Annotated in this window: 23 protein-coding genes; 1 reads left to right on the top strand and 22 read right to left on the bottom strand. The window is 38.4% G+C overall.

The window, feature by feature from the left end:
* From NST22_RS09505 to NST22_RS09435, 15 genes are all read right to left on the bottom strand, one after another.
* On the bottom strand, positions 1–453 hold the full coding sequence (locus NST22_RS09505) for a collagen-like protein (protein ID WP_019712666.1): 453 nt from the start codon (positions 451–453) through the stop codon (positions 1–3).
* Between the two features lie 22 nt (positions 454–475).
* On the bottom strand, positions 476–1,771 hold the full coding sequence (locus tag NST22_RS09500) for a phage major capsid protein (RefSeq protein WP_019846972.1): 1,296 nt from the start codon (positions 1,769–1,771) through the stop codon (positions 476–478).
* Positions 1,772–1,809: 38 nt separating this feature from the next.
* Positions 1,810–2,436, bottom strand: a complete 627-nt coding sequence (locus NST22_RS09495) for an HK97 family phage prohead protease (protein WP_019260075.1) — start codon at positions 2,434–2,436, stop codon at positions 1,810–1,812.
* Complete coding sequence (locus tag NST22_RS09490) at positions 2,399–3,679, bottom strand: phage portal protein (RefSeq protein WP_169037525.1); 1,281 nt, start codon at positions 3,677–3,679, stop codon at positions 2,399–2,401. The genes NST22_RS09495 and NST22_RS09490 overlap by 38 nt, the downstream gene beginning before the upstream one ends.
* Positions 3,680–3,853 (bottom strand): hypothetical protein, encoded by a 174-nt coding sequence (locus NST22_RS09485; RefSeq protein WP_019712670.1) that lies wholly within the window; start codon positions 3,851–3,853, stop codon positions 3,680–3,682.
* 13 nt (positions 3,854–3,866) lie between these two features.
* Positions 3,867–5,576, bottom strand: coding sequence for a terminase TerL endonuclease subunit (locus NST22_RS09480; protein WP_212033851.1), 1,710 nt, complete (start codon positions 5,574–5,576; stop codon positions 3,867–3,869).
* The gene (locus NST22_RS09475) at positions 5,573–6,088 is read right to left on the bottom strand and encodes a phage terminase small subunit P27 family (RefSeq protein WP_019846969.1); all 516 of its coding nucleotides are present in this window, start codon (positions 6,086–6,088) and stop codon (positions 5,573–5,575) included. The genes NST22_RS09480 and NST22_RS09475 overlap by 4 nt, the downstream gene beginning before the upstream one ends.
* Positions 6,089–6,316: 228 nt before the next feature.
* Positions 6,317–6,682, bottom strand: coding sequence for an HNH endonuclease (locus tag NST22_RS09470; RefSeq protein WP_019846968.1), 366 nt, complete (start codon positions 6,680–6,682; stop codon positions 6,317–6,319).
* The gene (locus tag NST22_RS09465) at positions 6,672–6,857 is read right to left on the bottom strand and encodes a hypothetical protein (protein WP_019846967.1); all 186 of its coding nucleotides are present in this window, start codon (positions 6,855–6,857) and stop codon (positions 6,672–6,674) included. The genes NST22_RS09470 and NST22_RS09465 overlap by 11 nt, the downstream gene beginning before the upstream one ends.
* A gap of 130 nt (positions 6,858–6,987) precedes the next feature.
* Entirely contained in the window at positions 6,988–8,058 is a 1,071-nt protein-coding gene (locus NST22_RS09460; RefSeq protein WP_019846966.1) for a hypothetical protein, read from the bottom strand.
* Positions 8,059–8,317: 259 nt separating this feature from the next.
* The gene (locus tag NST22_RS09455; RefSeq protein ID WP_019846965.1) at positions 8,318–8,884 is read right to left on the bottom strand and encodes a cysteine hydrolase family protein; all 567 of its coding nucleotides are present in this window, start codon (positions 8,882–8,884) and stop codon (positions 8,318–8,320) included.
* Between the two features lie 440 nt (positions 8,885–9,324).
* Positions 9,325–10,329, bottom strand: a complete 1,005-nt coding sequence (locus NST22_RS09450; protein ID WP_339232968.1) for a hypothetical protein — start codon at positions 10,327–10,329, stop codon at positions 9,325–9,327.
* A gap of 31 nt (positions 10,330–10,360) precedes the next feature.
* Positions 10,361–10,717, bottom strand: a complete 357-nt coding sequence (locus NST22_RS09445; RefSeq protein WP_019846843.1) for a hypothetical protein — start codon at positions 10,715–10,717, stop codon at positions 10,361–10,363.
* Positions 10,718–10,750: 33 nt separating this feature from the next.
* The gene (locus tag NST22_RS09440) at positions 10,751–11,080 is read right to left on the bottom strand and encodes a hypothetical protein (protein ID WP_019846963.1); all 330 of its coding nucleotides are present in this window, start codon (positions 11,078–11,080) and stop codon (positions 10,751–10,753) included.
* 473 nt (positions 11,081–11,553) lie between these two features.
* Complete coding sequence (locus NST22_RS09435) at positions 11,554–12,009, bottom strand: ArpU family phage packaging/lysis transcriptional regulator (RefSeq protein ID WP_020425113.1); 456 nt, start codon at positions 12,007–12,009, stop codon at positions 11,554–11,556.
* 193 nt (positions 12,010–12,202) lie between these two features.
* Between NST22_RS09435 and NST22_RS09430 the strand changes: the two genes are divergently transcribed.
* The gene (locus tag NST22_RS09430; RefSeq protein ID WP_019712243.1) at positions 12,203–12,472 is read left to right on the top strand and encodes a hypothetical protein; all 270 of its coding nucleotides are present in this window, start codon (positions 12,203–12,205) and stop codon (positions 12,470–12,472) included.
* 91 nt (positions 12,473–12,563) lie between these two features.
* Here NST22_RS09430 and NST22_RS09425 read toward each other — a convergent pair whose 3' ends face one another.
* The 7 genes from NST22_RS09425 to NST22_RS09395 form a co-directional block, all read right to left on the bottom strand.
* Complete coding sequence (locus NST22_RS09425) at positions 12,564–12,764, bottom strand: XtrA/YqaO family protein (protein WP_019712244.1); 201 nt, start codon at positions 12,762–12,764, stop codon at positions 12,564–12,566.
* Positions 12,761–12,973: a hypothetical protein gene (locus NST22_RS09420; protein ID WP_019712245.1), complete on the bottom strand. Its 213-nt coding sequence runs from the start codon at positions 12,971–12,973 to the stop codon at positions 12,761–12,763. Before NST22_RS09420 ends, NST22_RS09425 begins: the two co-directional genes overlap by 4 nt.
* Positions 12,963–14,291: a replicative DNA helicase gene (dnaB, locus tag NST22_RS09415; protein WP_212033921.1), complete on the bottom strand. Its 1,329-nt coding sequence runs from the start codon at positions 14,289–14,291 to the stop codon at positions 12,963–12,965. Before dnaB ends, NST22_RS09420 begins: the two co-directional genes overlap by 11 nt.
* Positions 14,292–14,648: a replicative helicase loader/inhibitor gene (locus tag NST22_RS09410; protein ID WP_019846961.1), complete on the bottom strand. Its 357-nt coding sequence runs from the start codon at positions 14,646–14,648 to the stop codon at positions 14,292–14,294.
* Complete coding sequence (locus NST22_RS09405) at positions 14,641–15,414, bottom strand: hypothetical protein (RefSeq protein ID WP_019846960.1); 774 nt, start codon at positions 15,412–15,414, stop codon at positions 14,641–14,643. The genes NST22_RS09410 and NST22_RS09405 overlap by 8 nt, the downstream gene beginning before the upstream one ends.
* 12 nt (positions 15,415–15,426) lie before the next feature.
* On the bottom strand, positions 15,427–15,831 hold the full coding sequence (locus tag NST22_RS09400; protein ID WP_019712249.1) for a DUF6809 family protein: 405 nt from the start codon (positions 15,829–15,831) through the stop codon (positions 15,427–15,429).
* A 128-nt stretch (positions 15,832–15,959) separates the two neighbouring features.
* Positions 15,960–16,808 (bottom strand): hypothetical protein, encoded by an 849-nt coding sequence (locus NST22_RS09395; RefSeq protein ID WP_019712250.1) that lies wholly within the window; start codon positions 16,806–16,808, stop codon positions 15,960–15,962.

The following is a 16,808-nucleotide window of genomic DNA, read 5'->3' as shown; positions in this document are numbered from 1 at the left end:
TCATTCAGCAGAAGTGTTCGGTTTCAGCTCATCAATTTGTTTTTGTAGCCCATCTAATACGTTTTTCACTTCACTATTTAAGTGATCCATCATAACGCTGCCCGTTCCAATGTTAATGCTGCGGACTGATTTTTCTCCCAGCATTTCATGTACAATAGATTTTTCGCCGATAACAGCTGGATCACCCTTTGGACCTTGGGGACCTGGCTCACCTTGTGGGCCAGCATCTCCTTTTGGACCTTGAGGACCAGTATCTCCTTTGTCTCCCTTTGGTCCCTGCGGACCGGTATCCCCTTTAGGGCCTTGAGGCCCGGGTTCGCCTTGAAGGCCTTTTACATAGAGAGGATTTTGTTCGCTGTTGTCCGCGATAGAGACATCCGTAATCGGTTCCCCTGATCCGTTGTCTCTTGCTGATGTTTTTGCTCCGTTACTTTCATTTAAAAAATCTGCCATGTTAAATCAATCCTTTCGTTTTTTATTTACCTAAGTCCGCAGATTCAGTCGATGGTGTTTCCACTTGTGCCTCTTCTCCGACAACAAGGTCAGTAACGATGACGGCAGCTTCTGGATCAACAACTTTCCCGTCGAAACGCTCAATACCTCGGAAATATGTTTGATCAGTAAGGAAAGCATCCCCGCCCACATCAGTTGACTTAATTTCGAACTTTTGACGATCGAACATAAAGTATCCACGTTTGAAATCACCAAATAGAATGTGTGTTTTTTGTGTCTTTTCGTCAGTAACAATTTCGTCATAGACTTCAACTGGACGGCCGAACAGAAGGAAATTGTCTTCATTTCTAGGGTCTTCAGCCAAAATACCTCTGCCGTTTTTGTCCTCAATGTTTGCCAGCGTTTCAAACGCTTCTGTGTTCATCACCCATTTTGCGTTTTTGCGGTACCCACGTTTAATCTGGTTTTTGACTTTCCGCAAGAACTTAATAGTGATGAGAGAAGGTGCCTTGATTGATTTGAATTTCCCGCTAGAAATGATTCCTTCAACGTTCTTCTCGCCGCCTACTCCGTAAAAGATTTCATCATTTTCTGTTACGATAGCAGACTCAGAAAGCCAGTCCACGATCTCGCGGACAAAGTTTACAAATGAATCATTTAAGAGCTCGCTAGGCGCAGGCATAAATCCGGCGAATTTCTTCACGTTATACCAGATTTGATCAAATTCCATGTTTTTCAGTTCTTTGATTTGTTCTTTCTCGGCCGTGTTATAGAGTTTTCCAGCTACACCTTTTCTGACAGTGTAACTCCCTGACGGAGCAGTTTTTGGTACAACGCGAACCAGGTTCCTAACAGAGTTTAACTCCTGGATTGATTTCAAAATCTCTTTTGAAATATCGTCTGGTACTGTGTATCCCCCGTCTTTGTCACTTCCAGAAGACAACGAACGATTTTCTTTTAGGACACGCTGCATCATGCTTCTTTCTTCTTCACCAAGGTCATGGCTGCGTCCGGTCAGCACTTTAAACCAAGCATCCCGGTACTCTTTTGTAGCAGTTAAAATATCGCGCTGTTCGGGTTCTTCATCGGACTTTCGTTCGAATTCTGGTACAAATTTTCGTTCTTCACCCAATGCCGGCAGTTCCAAGCCACGCTCTTCTGACATAAGCTCGATTTGTTTTTGCAGCGCCTTGGCTTCATCAAGCATGCTGCGGGCTTCTTCGGACTTCCCTTCATTTAAAAGATTGGATGCCTCTTGTTTTTTCTGTGTGAATTTTTGTCTCAATTCACGTTCTTTTTTCGTCATAGCAACTGTCATTCGTATTTCCTCCTTGAATTTGGACATAAAAAATAGACCTAAATTGTCAGGTCTAAAAGTTCAAGCTCCATTTTTAATTTTTCAATTGGGGCAGCACGCATTTCTTTCAACTGCTCCACTTTAGCCAAGCTTCGTTCACTAACAACAGCCTCCGTATCGCTATATGCAGGTGTTGTGACTAGCGATATATCAAAGATTCTATCTATAGCATTGATTCGCCGTTCATAAACTCCTTCTTCATCATTATGCTGCCACTCATCCGGCTCTCCATTTCTGTGATCCAAAGAAAAAGCAAAAGAACACTGATTAACGACTCCGCTTCTAACATTCACCATTAAATCCTTCGCATACGACGTGTCTGTAGGGATAAAACGGAACTTGAGACCTATTGCATCTGTTTCTAGCTCAAGCCTCCCTACGTCCTCAGAAACGGTATTTCTCGCTAAGGGATAATCCTGACGATGATTAAAAAGCGCGACTACGTTAGAAAGGTCTGTAGAATCCAGGGCGTTCCGGCTGATGATTTCTTTAAACCATCCTCCCAACGGCTCGGACCATTTTTCGAATTTCAAAGCGTATCCCTCAATAAAATGCCTTTTCTCTTCGCCTTCACCGGCAGAGCGCAACTCAATTTTCGTTGTCAGATGACGTACTTCCTTGTTCACTTTTGTTTTCACCCCCTTTAACTGATTTTGCTTTACTCATTTGATATTGCTCAAGCGTATCTAAGAACGTGTAATTGAGAGAAACAAGATGACGGTCTCCATTTTCTATGGCATTTCTCTCTTCTAATGCTCGGATCTCATTAATATTCAAACCGCTGATCCGTTCCATAATTTCGTAATACTCAGCCCTTGATTTTGCATCACCACGTAATTCGCTATTAACATTAAATTTGGTATAGTACCCCATTTTAATATCATCATCGGTAAACAGCTTAGTAATGAACTCTTGTTCAAACGATACTAACCACGGCTGAAGTGTATTTTTTACATATTCAATAGATTGGTGTTCGATATTGCTAAACGTCGCCCGATCGAGCTCATTGATCTTATGCAAAGGGACTTTAAAAATAGAGGCAATCTGAGCTTTATTAAATTTCATTGATTCTACAAATTGCGCCTCTTGCAATGGCATTGAAATTGATTGATAATCAAGCCCGGCATCAATAATGGCAATATTTCTCCCTGCATTTACCCTGTCCCATTCTCTCCTTGCTCGGTCCTTCGCGCCTTCCTCTAACAGGGTAGGCACTTTCAGAATACCCCTGGGAGTGGCATCATTCTTATACAACTTCGCGTTAAATTTTGTAGCAGCTGATTGAGCTCCGACTTGCTCTCTTATAACGCCTATTGGACTTTTACCGTTAATCCCGTCCTCAGTCATACCTTTAAAATGCAAGACCTCGTCAGCATACAATTCCACTCTTTTTGAATTAATGATGGTTTCATACCACAAAATTCCTGTATTCGGGTCCACATAGGGATGAGTATTGGCCGGATTTAACGGTAGCAAATCAGTAATAAAACCATTTTTATCAGGCTTTAAATACGAATATCCATTGCCCCAGGTACAAACATGGGTCATCATGAGCTTTTTCCAAGTGAAAGCTGTCATGTATTGATTCGGTTTAAGATAAAGTAATGAAGCAATCGGATGCTGCATCCCGCTCTCGATATTTCCATTAACCTTCTGGAATGTATGAATCGAAAGTTTAGCAATATCATCGGATAAGACATTCACACAGGAAAACACATCAGGATGAACCAGTGCAGTAGCTTCGCTTACACGCTCACCGCTTGCTGTTTTGGACCCGCCAAACATATCAACTATCCACTCTGGTGGATCAGCAAGGTTCCAGGGGTCAGATTCGTTTGATCTTTTTGAAAACAATCCTTCTAAAAACAATTAATCACCCCTTTTCTTGCTTAAAAGCGCAGCATAAAACATAAAAAAGACACCCGTCAGAATAAGACCGATGTTTGCGTTCAAGCGATATGCCGCAGTCAGAATAAAAGCAGCTCCAATGATAAATAGAAAATCATTCAAAAAGAGTAGAAAGCCCTTTAATATTTTCTTCACTCATACACCACCTTTAGAAAGAGAAAGAAGCTGACTGAATATAAGCATTTAAATCAACTTCATTATTAATCTGAGAAGCGCGCACATACGCATTAATTAAAGCTGCTGCCGGATCAATACGCTGAGTTGATTTGGATTTATCAAGCATGATATTCTCCTGGGCGTCTACTTTTGTTACCGCATTACCCATCGCCCATGTTAACAAATCATTTTTAGGATGAATGATTTTTTTCGCCTTCACTTTAGCTCTAAAATCTTTTGTTGGTTCGGACAACGTGGCTACGCCCTGCCGTATTTCAACCATTGTGTATCCATCCGCTTCCATTTGCTGAGCAAACTGCGTGGCGTTGTATGGATCATAACCTATTTCCTTGATTTTCCACCCATTTTGTTTCTCCATTTTTTTGATGAAAGCCCTGATATAGTCATAGTCAACAACTGCACCATCTGTTGTTGTTAGCCATCCCCTTTTTTTCCACAGATCATAAGGGACGTTATCTGTCTTCATTCTTTCATGGAATGTATCCTCCGGCATAAATCCGTGACTTTCTACAGCAAAACTGCCGTCATCTAACGGAAAAATAAAAGATGCTGCCGTTAAATCAATTGTTTTTGATAAGTCAATGCCGACATAGCACTCTCGGTTTTTCAAATCCGGGATTTTATCAGAACCGCAATCTGTCCAGGCTTGCATATCCATATAGCCGTTCTCCCGCATGTTAACCCAGATGTTCATGTTCTTTGTCATGAAATTCCGCATTTTCTCCGGGACGGCAAGCGCGACCTCCAACTCTCCGCGCAAATAATTCAATCCATGCTCATTGGCCGCAACAATCGGGTTAGCTTTAATCCAGTTCTTTTCGTCTTTGACGTCATCACCTTTATCAAGCTCATTGATCATCACAAAGTACTGTTCATTTTGTTCCACCTTATTCGGGTCCAATATGCGAGACACGTAATCATATTCAACACGATAAGCAGGATTATTCAATTCAAATCCGGCTGTAGTAATTATCAGCATCAATGGCTGAGCACGGGCAGCCATACCGGAAGCCAGGACATCATAAATCTCTGAGGTTTTATGAGCGTGGTATTCGTCGATAATGCCACATTGCGGGTTAAAACCATCCCCTGTTTTGCCAGCATCCTTGGAAAGCGCCTCGATTTTAGATTGAGTTTTTGGATGCTCGATTTTCCCATATGCAATTCGATATTTTTTCTCCGGCTTGTTCAAAAGGTCAGCTTGCATAATCTGCGCCTTAATTTCATTCCAGCAGATTTTTGCTTGTTCCGTTTTTGTGGCGCCAATGTAAACCTCGGACATATATTCATCGTTTGCCATTGCTTCATAAGAACCGACACAAGCCAGGCTCTGCGTTTTGGTGTTTTTACGACCTACCTGCCAATAGACTTTTTTAAATCGGCGATAGCCGGTATCTTTATGCACCCAGCCGTACACATTGCCAAAGATGAATATTTGAATAGGCTCAGGTACAATATTTTCCCCCTGCAGAGGTCCTTTCGTATGTTTAAACTGGGTCATCCAGTATAGGAACCGGCGCGCTTTTTCATCATCAAACACATAAGGAAACTCTCTTGTGCCTTCCCGACTCACATCATTTAAAAAACGCTCGCAGGCCCAAATGTGTTTTTCACACGCCACAATCTCACCCGATATCACTTCGCGCGAGTAATCAATGAGAAACTGTTTGATTGTCTTCATACGTTTTTAAACTCCTTTTCGGCAGCCGTCTTTTCCCGCTCCTCTTGCGTGCGGGTGATAGCAAGTTTTGCACGAGCAGACGGTGTAAGGCCAAAGTCATTCGCTGCTGATTTCATTTGATCAAAATAATTCTTTTGCCGCTTTAACAAAGGATGTTCTTCACCAACAAGCTTTATTGGATTGCCGTCTTTGTCTTTTCCTTCTGTATGGACCATGATCCCGTCTTCTTCAATGATTTTAGAAATTGATACATACTGCGAATATGCATTACAATAGGCAGCCAACATGCTGATGTCCGCTTCCGTGATGATTTCAACTTCTGTTAATAGAGCAGCAACCCGTTTGAATTCTTTTTTCCCGACCTTATCCAACCACGTTGGCGGTTTTATATTATCGGATCGCATTTTCATTTTCTTCTCGTGCTCAGCCCTGGCGGCCAGCTCTTCCGTATTCTTTTTATTTGGGTTGCCCTGTATCAATTGAAGCGTCGCGGATTTTGCAGGTCTCGGCATGTTCTCACCTCATTTCACATCAAAAAAGTTGCATTTTTTGCTTGTTTTTTTCACCAATCGTGATACGATGGAATTAACAACAAAACCAGTCGTACCAAGCCCTCTCGGCAATTTCGCCGGGAGGGTATTTTGTTTTTCCGGAACTTTGAAAAGCGGTGTTTGTTTGCAGAAGAGGGGGCGCCGTTCTCCAAACGTTTCCTTTCCAGAGATTTGGATAGGGGGGTAGGGTCACTTGCCCTTACTCCCGTGAACCTTGTTGTGACAGGTGTTACACAGGCTTACAAGGTTGTCCAAGTCTAATCTTTTCGACCAATCTTCCTTTACTTCCACAATGTGATGCACCATGTCAGCCGGAGTAAAACAATGATCTTTCAAACAATGCTGACAGAGATAATTGTCTCGTATCAATGCAAGTTGTCTTGTTCGTTTCCAATCTGTTGATTTATAAAAACTTGTTATTGTTTTGTTTCTTGAATGTTTGTTGTAATGTTTTGTTTCTTCTTGTTGCTGTGTCTGGTGTGCATCACAGTACCGGCCACGGGTGAGGCTGGGGCACCCAGGGGCGGCGCATATTCTTAGGGGCTTAAAGGGCATAACCCTCATCCTTTATTGATTCTTTCGTTACTGAATCATTGCAAGTTTCTTCCTCAAGTTCTTCAGCACTGATTCTCACTACATCCCGATCACTCACACGTGTTGACATAGTACGTTTCTTACCGCCTTCAATTTCAATATTAGTGTTGATTACCAGCTCACCTAATGGTTTCATGCGTGATGTTCCCTCCTTATATTCTTTCTAAACTGCCGCCGAACTCAAGTCGTTAACCGCCAATAGTTCTCCCCGAGATTTACCGGAAGCAGTTTACAGAGAATATAAAAAAGCACCCCACTGGATGCTTTTAACAGAACTTACCTATACATTTTTTCGCTAGTGACTCCAAGATATATAACCAACTATTATCAGAACTTCCGTTTCGATTGATATACTCAGGGAAATTAATTGTTGTTCTAAAGTCAAATTTTGAATGTACAATACTATTTCTAAATTCATATAAAGCTTTAATAAAAATGCCTTTGTTGTTTTCTTTAATTAAGTTTTCTTTATAGGCAAATTCAATATCCTGATCAATTTCTAGATTTTCTAATAAATGAGTAAGAAGGGTTTCCTCCTTTTTCGTAAAAATGCTTTGTATATTTTTCATGAAAAAATATTCATTTCCGTCTTTATTATAAGTTCCGACATGATCAAATATTTGATTCTTTAAATTAATGTAAAAAAAGTATTCTAAGACCCTATAGAAATATAAAGGCTCTTCTTTTCTACGACCTTCATTATAAAATCTTATAACTTCCTCATATTCACCTTTAGAATAATCTTTTATAAGAACCTCATCATTTGCATGATAAGGCTCAATAACTATAGGATGTTCTGTAAAATGATAAATTTCAGGATAATATAATTGTGTTGTTCTATCTTCCGCATGACTAAGCTCAAATATTGCTCGTTCCATAATTGTATCTATTGAGCCGAGATCTATTTTGTTGATAGAAATGGTTGTAATATCATCCCATCCATCACTAACTCCTTTATACCCTAAGACATCATTGAAAAGAAACTGAAAAATCCGACTTGGTCTACCAACTTTCACATTATGTTCTCTAATATTAAAGGCAAAGTCAGTAAAACTATCATTAATGAAAAACTCACAATAATCATTAATATGAAAACCCTTATTTCTCCATATATTTAAGCGCTTATTCAGAACTTTAAAATCATATCTATTTATTTTATGATAATTTAATCTATCATCACATAAACCAAGCTCTTCAAGATTAACAGTTAAATTAATATTTATACTTTCATCTAAAATCTTTATATATGGTGCTTTTGAAAAGTCTATATTTAATAAATCAACATCATCTACCAGGCTTTCATAGTACTCATAAAACATATCCTCATAATTAGACATTTCTATTTTCTCCATTCTGTCAATTATAAGGAACATTATACGTAAATTATAAATTATGTTCAATGCGACAAAAAATCAAGCTATATTGAAAAGGTTCTAAAAGAACCTATCTATATTGTTAATTGTAGTCTACATTCAATTAAAAACGCCTTCCCGATTGGGAAAGCGTCTGTCGGTTTATAACCTATTACCATAATACCTTATTTAAAACAAAATGGTGTGCCGTTAAAGTGCCAAATTTGTGCCAAAATTATTTTAATTAGAGAATTTTTATAAAATGGTTTATTAATTGTTCTGTTGTTAATATTGTGGCAAACTCATCATGCAATGTGGCTATAGATACATTATGAATAGTATTCGCATCATAATATGTATCATTCTGATCCTTCATACCAAAGGCTGCTGTTGCATCAGAAATCAGGTATGTATCAAATCCTAAATTGCCACTCATTCTTGTAGTTGTTGATACACAGTGAGGCGTAGTCAAACCAGTTATCACTACAGTTGTTATTCCATTTAATTTTAAGAAATCTTCTAAATTAGTACCAATAAAACTACTATTTACTTTCTTGGTTATAATCACCTCTTCACCAATAGGTTTTACTATTTCTTTTATAGCAAACCCCTCATTCTTTGGATAAAATACAGAACTAGGATTTTCAGAAGTATGCTGTATGTATATTACCGTCCATCCATTTTCTCTCCAAAATTTTAGTATCTTTCTAATGTTTTCTTCCGCCTCTGGGTTATTTCGCTCTCCCCATTTTTTGTCATCAAAGGCTTTTTGCACATCTACAATTATTAAAGCATTTTTCTTTTCATCCACAAGACAAACCACCTATCTGCTATTCTTATTATTACATTTTAAATATAGATATCACTTTTGTACATTTACTTATACAAAAAAGCTCATCCATTTTGATAAACAGATGAGCTATAACTTGGTTTTTTCCATTACTACCTTCCGCAAAGCCTCCCTTATCCCATCTAGTTGCGCCCTACTTTAATACATGTCTTTTTGATCTAAGCGCAAATATGTTGCACCTCTTCTCATAATGTCATCAACTAATATAAGATTTTAAAGCCGCCATTTCCCTGCCAATTTCCCCGTGTCTCTCCGTTCAAATAAAAAATGGACACCAACCAAAGGACAAATTTCACTGTAGCAGGTGTCTCCATCTTTGATTAAAATCATCTAAATATAATATATTATATTTAATAACTTTACTTAGTCGGCCATTCCCATTCTTAGTTCAAATTCAAATTTTACTTACGATCTTTTTTGTCTTTTTTTCCTTTATTAAACAAGTCAACGTCCACATTAATGTCAAGATTGGTTAGAAGATTTAGTAGTAACTTCCTTTTAAAATCCTTATCAGATTTTTTGTCTTTGTCACAGTCATCATGATGTTTCCAGTCACAATCATCATGATGTTTCCAGTCACAATCATCATGGCGCTTATGATCATTACGATCTTTTTTGTCTTTTTTTCCTTTATTAAACAAGTCAACGTCCACATTAATGTCAAGATTGGTTAGAAGATTTAGTAGTAATTTCCTTTTAAAATCCTTATCAGATTTTTTGTCTTTGTCACAGTCATCATGATGTTTCCAGTCACAATCATCATGGTGTTTGTGTTTATCATCGTGTTTCCAGTCACAATCATCATGGTGCTTGTGTTTATCATGGTGTTTCCAGTCACAATCATCATGGTGTTTGTGTTTGTCATGGTGTTTCCAGTCACAATCATCATGGTGTTTGTGTTTGTCATGGTGTTTCCAGTCACAATCATCATGGTGTTTGTGTTTGTCATGGTGTTTCCAGTCACAATCATCATGGTGTTTGTGTTTGTCATGGTGTTTCCAGTCACAATCATCATGGTGTTTGTGTTTGTCACAAGGTTTATCATCACACTTAAAGTGGAATAGCTTTACAACAGAACCGCTTCCATAACAGAATCCACTGTAATTCCCTTCACCTTTAATTGAAACCTTTTTGACTTCCTTAGCCACAAGAGTAAAACTACCACTCGTTTGATTAACAGGTCTTTCAATTACTTTCCCATTTTTAAACTCAACTATAACAAACATTACGCAAGGTGGAGAAGTATAACTTTCAATTTGAATCTGGTATTCTCCAACAGGACAAGAAAATTCTTCGAAATAGACACGTTTAACTCCATTGCATGGTTGATAAATATTAAAACTGACTCCTTGCTCAGAAGGATAAACGTTGTTACAGTTCACATTAATATCTGTTTTCCCCATCATTATCACCCTTCCTCTTCACCAAAGTAATAGATTAGTTCACACAAAAGATCTCCTCTAATATCAATAATCCAGAACACCTACCGGTATAACTTCCATCACCTCTTATTGAGATTCTTTTTAAGTCTTCTGAAAAAAAACTAAACGTAGTGCTTCCTGGAATAACGCGTTCAACTACTTTACCGTCGTGAAATTCAATAATAGCTGTCATTACACACGGTGGGTAACTAAAGCTCGAAATTTGCACTGAGTATTCCGCTTCTTTACAAGTTAAATCTTCAAAGTAGATACTTTCTGTACCATTACAAGGCTGGTAAATATATTCATAGAAATCACGAGTAGAAGGGACAAGAGTATTATCACAATTTACCTCTATATCTTTTAAACCCATATTATTGTCACTCCTTTTTTATTAAATTTTTTCTTAGTTACAACCACAGTCTTTTACATTTTCGGCTACATTCAAATTCTTCAACAATAATTTGAAAGCTGTGCCGTACTTCGAATTAGTTAAAGCGCTTGTAGTGATTTGTTTTATGGCTGAGTAATAATTTTCCCCTAAATTTTCTTTATTTTTATAAATTAACATCATACTTTGAAATTTACTTCTAAAGTTTACGTCTTCTTCAATGACCTTATCTAGAAACGCTTCAAGTACAGTTTCTTTGTCTGCCCCATCATTAATCAGGTCAACTACATTTTGCATATTTAATGTTTTTAAGTTTTCCATCAGTTTCGCCTGAGCTAAGTTCATCTTTCTCCCTCCTTTCATTAATACACATGTTATTAATAAAACACTTTATGTGTTTGTGTACCTTAACTATTCGATAAAGAAAATGAGAAAAATCACCTATACTTTTTCGCTAATAAATCACTAAATACATTTTTCCTATCTCCTAAACCAGTGGGCTTTCCTTGATATCATCCTTTTCAATATCCGCTACATCATAAAGGCAATAGATAATATGTACACTAGCAGTGATCCACACAAGGAATTTTCGTCCCAAGTTCTCAAAAATATGAATTAATTAACCATCACTTATATACATATCCACGCAATTCAAAAATTACCCATATATTTTATGTGCAACTCGGCGAACTCTGCCAACCCCTTGTCCTCTCTATTTTTAAGCCATACCCCTAAAATGAATTACACACCTGTTTATTTTGAGGAGCTCAAGAGATAATTCAAAGAAAAAGACTTATCCATATAGATAAGTCTTGAATTCATTCTTTAACTGGCAACACTCTTTTATAAACCTCTTCCCTTAGAGCAAATGCCAGCCGATAGAGAGCTTTTGCTTTTGCACGATAATAGCTACGCGCGCTCAGGTCCATTTCTCCATATACTTCATAGTCATACATTTCTTCTGGCTGCATATAAAGCATGACAATGATCTGCCGTTCTCTTTGAGTAAGCCTGTTAACAGCCCTTTGAATCCTTTTTAGGAATTTATCACGCTGAATCTCCCAATCAAGACGCTTTAACGCTGCATCTTCTGTCGAAGAATGAAATTCATTCGTAATACTCGGCGGAACAATGCTATAAGTGGGTGTAACCTTTGGTAAAAAATCATCTGGCACCTGTAAGAGATATAACCGGTATTGATCTAGCAACTTCTCTGCTTTTGCTTTAGTGGCTTCTTCGTCAATCTGAGGCAGGTTTAATATCATTTGATTCATATTTACCTCCTGATATTTCAAAATAAAAAAGGACACCAAACAAACAGCGTTATTGCTGTAAGTTCAGTGTCCGCAGGCTTTCCGTCTTGGACTATTATTTAGTTCACAAAAAATTAACATTAATTTACTTGGACAAAGTTCCCAAACAGTGTGATAATACAGTTGTATTAAAAAATAAAGGGAGGATTTCAAAATGAAATTAAAAAAAGTTTTAACTGGTTCCGCCTTGTCTCTAGTTCTACTAGTTTCTGCATCACCAGCTTTTGCTGAAAGTCCTAAAGTTTCAAGTTCAAACAATCACGCAATAACAGCGCAAGACATAGAAACTATGAAAGTCGGTGGCTGGAAATCCCGTGATGTTATCCCTAACATACTTCCCTTCGCCCCTTATAAATGGTACTTAAAAGATGCATGGCTAGCAAGTGACGGAACTTGGACAGCCCTTTATGCACGCCCTCTTTAAATTTAACAGAATGAAGCTGCCAACGGACACTTAACTAAAGCATTAGCGCTGTAGGTTCAGTGTCCGCAGGTTTTCCGTCTTGGACCTGTATTCAATTAAACAATTCACCTTCATCCCATTTAACACGGGTGACCTTGCCTTGGTTTGTAATGATTTTTGTTTCCCCATATGTGGGGAGCGGGACCATCCTCGCAACTCCATTGGATAGAATAACCGCAAAACAATCGTGCTGTTTCGTGTCTATGACAAGTTTATCTCTTTCAATTATATGATCTAAATTGATTAATCTCAAACTGTTTCCCTCCTTTTAACCCGCTGCTCGTATGCCAACAAATAAGCGTTCATTTTATCCTTAAATCTTTCCTGCAAATAAAAATTAAGCGCCTGTTCCGGATCCTGCAGCCTTATGGTTTTCTTCTCATAAACCAAAAACTCTATCAGTAGAATAAGAGAATAGTAATTATGCTGCAGTGCTTCTCGATACCAATCTCTAACTGTCAAATCTGCGCTCCAAATTTAAGAACAATCCATATTCTTTAATGAACGCCAGTGAGACAGTACCAACAGGACCGTTTCTCTGTTTTGCAATAATGATTTCGATGATGTTTTTACTTTCGCTTTCCTTGTCATAATAATCGTCCCGATAAAGAAACCCTATGACATCCGCGTCCTGCTCAATTTGCCCTGATTCCCTAATATCAGACATCATCGGGCGCTTATCCTGCCGCTGTTCAACGCCCCTTGAAAGCTGACTAAGAGCAATCACACAAATGTCTAACTCTCGGGCCATATGCTTGAGCATGCGGCTTATTTCGCCTATTTCCTGTGTTCTGTTCCCCCTATGTTTTGCTGATCCTGTAATCAGCTGCAAATAATCAATAATGATTAAGATATCTTTGCCAGCATACTCCCGTTTCATTTTCCTTGCCTTTGACCATATTTCATTTACTGTGACACCTGGGCGGTCAAATATTCTTAGATCAGCAGAACCAAGAATGCCATTTGCTTGTGAAAGCTTGTTCCAGTCATTCGCTGTCAAATTTCCCGTACGCATCGCATCTGCATTGATATTTCCGAGAATTGAAGCCATTCTTTTTAAGAGCTGCTTACGTGACATTTCAAGAGAGAAAATACCTACTGCGCCGCCGCTATATTGATTTAATGAACTCCCCATAAAATTAGCCGCAACGTTTAAGCAAAAAGCAGTTTTCCCGACAGATGGCCGAGCGGCAATGATGACCAATTCTTGCTTTTGAAAACCTGACGTCATTCGGTCAAGCTCTGCAAAGCCGCTTCGCATACCGGTAATTTCCCCTTTTGGGGTCGCTAGCTCCTCGTAAATGTCTAATAGGTCATTTTGTATTACCCCGTCCTCTTCATCGCCTGTGGCGTCTTCTAAACGCATTAAATTGGATATGCTAGTTTGAATAGTTGTGGACACATCTTCATGAACGGCATTTTGCTTAATTTCTTCGGCAATCTTGCTCATTTCTCTTTTTTGCCAATACTCAAATATAAGCTTTTCGTAAAAAGAAATATTGGCGGTGGTCGGCACCGACTCAGTTAAGTCGGATAAATATTTGTGCCCGCCAACGCTGCCTAAGTTGTCACGTCCTACTTGCTCCACGATTGCAACCAAATCTATCGGGATGCCTTTAGAATCTAGTTCAATCATCGCAGCTAATAGATTTCTATGTTTGAACTGCGATAAATGGAGCGGCTTAATCCGACTGTCTTTTATTAGTTCAGGCTCTAAAAGGAGCGCCCCTAAAAAGGACTGCTCCGCATCTATGTTGTATAAAAATTGGTTCGTGTCCATTTAATCACCAATCCCAAGCATTCGTCTGATTTCTGCTTTTGATTTCTCTATGGATGCCCGCTCTTGATCTGTTAGCTCGTTAGGAGCAGCCATTTTCGCAAGATACTCTTTTGTTTCCTCTACAGAGGGAATAGCATTCATCCGGTCAACTGTTGCAGGCTTTGCATTCAACAAGTCTGCAACCTTCGGCGGAAACTTATTCAATCGGCAAAAGTTGATTAGATTGCGGCGTACTTCCTCGTATTCAGCTTCTTGTAAAAGCTCATGCCAAGAATCAATCTTTTCTTGTGTAATCTCAAAGTGATCAAAATATTGTTTGATAAGAGACATGATTTCAAAGGTTTGTTTTTTAATCATCCAAATTAAACTCCTCTCCTTTAGGTACAACAGGTCTCTTTGCTGTCTCCTGTTCTTTATCGCTCTTAATCTTGGTCACAAGCCTATCAAACTGTTTTCGAAGGCTAGATGGACTTAGGATATTGGTTTTCCAAAAGCTGTCCTGTTGTGACCACTTAATTAAGTATTTGATTTGTTTGTCTGTCCGTTTATCTCTTTCTCGGATTAACCTAAATTCATTTGCCCATCTTTCAAGATTTGGCTTTTTAGCATCGGGATTATTTTTGAGAATTTCTTCAAACAAAAATTCCGCATTCTCCATGTCGCAAATTTCATATTTGAGACGAGAAGTATTTATATTCTTTTCATTCTTTACATTCTTATCATTCTTGTTTGTGTCCGCTGACAGTCCGTTCATAGTCCGTTCGTGGTCCGCTTGTGGTCTGTTTGTTTCTTCGGAATCGTGATAAACGCTGTAATTACATATGGTTATGGTGGTTTTTTTGCGGTCCGTTTTTCTAATAATCATTCCGTCCGATTCTAGCATTTCTAAAAAACTTCTCAGCTTCCCTTTTCCCCAGGACCAACGCTCCATCAATTTGAGTTCCGAAGTGATGAAACTGCCTTTTTCAACAAGCAACAGCTCATTACCCAAAAGGACTTTATTGTCTTTATGGTTGGCCAACATCAGGAGATCAAGCCAAGCCTCATATCTTGAGAACTTTCTTTTCTCCTGATAAATCCAGTGATCTTGTATTTTTCTATGAAGCTTTATCCAACCAATCATTAAAATCACCTTTTACTTGTAAAAATTCAATTCATCGCTATAAGCCACTTCTCCCATGAGATAACGGAAACCGGCAATAAATCCTGATATAAAAGCATCCTCGCTTTCATATGCTGCTTTTGTTGAATAAACCTCGTCAAAGTCCTGCAAAAGCGGCTTTAAATCCGTCGGCAGCTTCTCGCTTAACAATGCATAAAGCTTATTCATTCGTTCATTTGCTCTGGTTGTTTTTTGTGACCATTCAATACTCTCTTTGTCACTGTCTAATGGATCATGTAAAGCCTTCGTCGCTATCAATTTGAGCATAGTAACCATGCCAGCGTCGTAATACTTACCGCATACAGTCGTTTTATTTATATCCGCCCCGATCTGTTCACCAATAGCAGCTATTTTAGTAGGCGTACCCATTAATTTCATAATTGAACTCTCCTCGCATTTGATTTATTAGATTGATATTTTCGTTAAGTCATGGTATTGTCTATCTGAATAAATCAAGAAAAAGTGCTGCAACACTCTTTCTTGACGTATGTTTAGACTCTTGCATCTTAGAGTAATGTGAGATTTGGCCGATCCTTCTCTATTGAGGTGATGCGGCCATATTCGTCTTTTTCGGCTTTATACACCGGAAGCGGTTCTTTAATAACCTCGTGTAATATTTTTGAAGTATCTATCTCCCCGCTTATGATTCGATCCATTACACCTCTATAGAAAATATCAAAGAAAACATCATCATCTGGCGACTCTATATTTTTCACAAACACCTCAAGCATGAACCTTTCAAAATCTATTACATCCGGCATATTATCAATTGTGTTTCTAATTTCAGCCGCTCTTTCTTTGCTATGGTCTATAGAGAGAAGAGATAAAAAATCATTCTTTTTCATTTTCCAGAAACCCATTGACAAGACTAAATGCTTTTCAAGGCTTTCTGGATAAGAGGAACTTAATTTAACGGCTTTTTCAATTTCTTGCTTAATTTCAGCTATGGAATTTCCACCCATTTTTCCTGTAGATTCATTCGCTGCCTCTAAATCCTCAAGCTCGGCTAAAATAGACCACAAGCGTTTGCGATATTTAGAAGCGGTGATTTCTCTGCGATTCATTTCCCGCTGTAATCGTTTGATCCACACCAAGGCGTTATATGGACTATATTTTGAAACAGACATAATTTTATCTACGTTGAAAAATTTACGTAGGTCTTGACTCACTTTTTCAGGAATATCCGCCGCAGTCATGCCAACAAACAAATACATCAAATTAGATTCCGCGATATGATCAACACCACGCCAAAAGGCTTTGTATGTGTCATTGATGAAAGCATGAAATTCCTTCGTTACATGATTCACTTCTACTTTTAAAGCTTTTACACGACTATAAAACTCAAATTTATTCAT

It is taken from the genome of Bacillus sp. PS237 (assembly GCF_037963345.1).
Taxonomy (GTDB): Bacteria; Bacillota; Bacilli; order Bacillales; family Bacillaceae; genus Bacillus; species Bacillus subtilis.
Note: the sequence above shows the minus strand (reverse complement) of the source record. Positions and strands in the feature narration are given on the sequence as shown.

What these genes read in the sequence shown, in the direction of transcription:
- NST22_RS09410 (WP_019846961.1), bottom strand. Translation starts at nt 14,648, where the DNA reads ATGATTAAAAAACAAACCTTTGAAATCATGTCTCTTATCAAACAATAT.
- NST22_RS09470 (WP_019846968.1), bottom strand. Translation starts at nt 6,682, where the DNA reads ATGCCCTTTAAGCCCCTAAGAATATGCGCCGCCCCTGGGTGCCCCAGC.
- NST22_RS09435 (WP_020425113.1), bottom strand. Translation starts at nt 12,009, where the DNA reads ATGAATCAAATGATATTAAACCTGCCTCAGATTGACGAAGAAGCCACT.
- NST22_RS09475 (WP_019846969.1), bottom strand. Translation starts at nt 6,088, where the DNA reads ATGCCGAGACCTGCAAAATCCGCGACGCTTCAATTGATACAGGGCAAC.
- NST22_RS09505 (WP_019712666.1), bottom strand. Translation starts at nt 453, where the DNA reads ATGGCAGATTTTTTAAATGAAAGTAACGGAGCAAAAACATCAGCAAGA.
- NST22_RS09500 (WP_019846972.1), bottom strand. Translation starts at nt 1,771, where the DNA reads ATGACAGTTGCTATGACGAAAAAAGAACGTGAATTGAGACAAAAATTC.
- NST22_RS09450 (WP_339232968.1), bottom strand. Translation starts at nt 10,329, where the DNA reads ATGATGGGGAAAACAGATATTAATGTGAACTGTAACAACGTTTATCCT.
- NST22_RS09405 (WP_019846960.1), bottom strand. Translation starts at nt 15,414, where the DNA reads ATGATTGGTTGGATAAAGCTTCATAGAAAAATACAAGATCACTGGATT.
- NST22_RS09460 (WP_019846966.1), bottom strand. Translation starts at nt 8,058, where the DNA reads ATGTCTAATTATGAGGATATGTTTTATGAGTACTATGAAAGCCTGGTA.
- NST22_RS09480 (WP_212033851.1), bottom strand. Translation starts at nt 5,576, where the DNA reads ATGAAGACAATCAAACAGTTTCTCATTGATTACTCGCGCGAAGTGATA.
- dnaB (WP_212033921.1), bottom strand. Translation starts at nt 14,291, where the DNA reads ATGGACACGAACCAATTTTTATACAACATAGATGCGGAGCAGTCCTTT.
- NST22_RS09440 (WP_019846963.1), bottom strand. Translation starts at nt 11,080, where the DNA reads ATGAACTTAGCTCAGGCGAAACTGATGGAAAACTTAAAAACATTAAAT.
- NST22_RS09465 (WP_019846967.1), bottom strand. Translation starts at nt 6,857, where the DNA reads ATGAAACCATTAGGTGAGCTGGTAATCAACACTAATATTGAAATTGAA.
- NST22_RS09395 (WP_019712250.1), bottom strand. Translation starts at nt 16,808, where the DNA reads ATGAATAAATTTGAGTTTTATAGTCGTGTAAAAGCTTTAAAAGTAGAA.
- NST22_RS09430 (WP_019712243.1), top strand. Translation starts at nt 12,203, where the DNA reads ATGAAATTAAAAAAAGTTTTAACTGGTTCCGCCTTGTCTCTAGTTCTA.
- NST22_RS09400 (WP_019712249.1), bottom strand. Translation starts at nt 15,831, where the DNA reads ATGAAATTAATGGGTACGCCTACTAAAATAGCTGCTATTGGTGAACAG.
- NST22_RS09445 (WP_019846843.1), bottom strand. Translation starts at nt 10,717, where the DNA reads ATGGGTTTAAAAGATATAGAGGTAAATTGTGATAATACTCTTGTCCCT.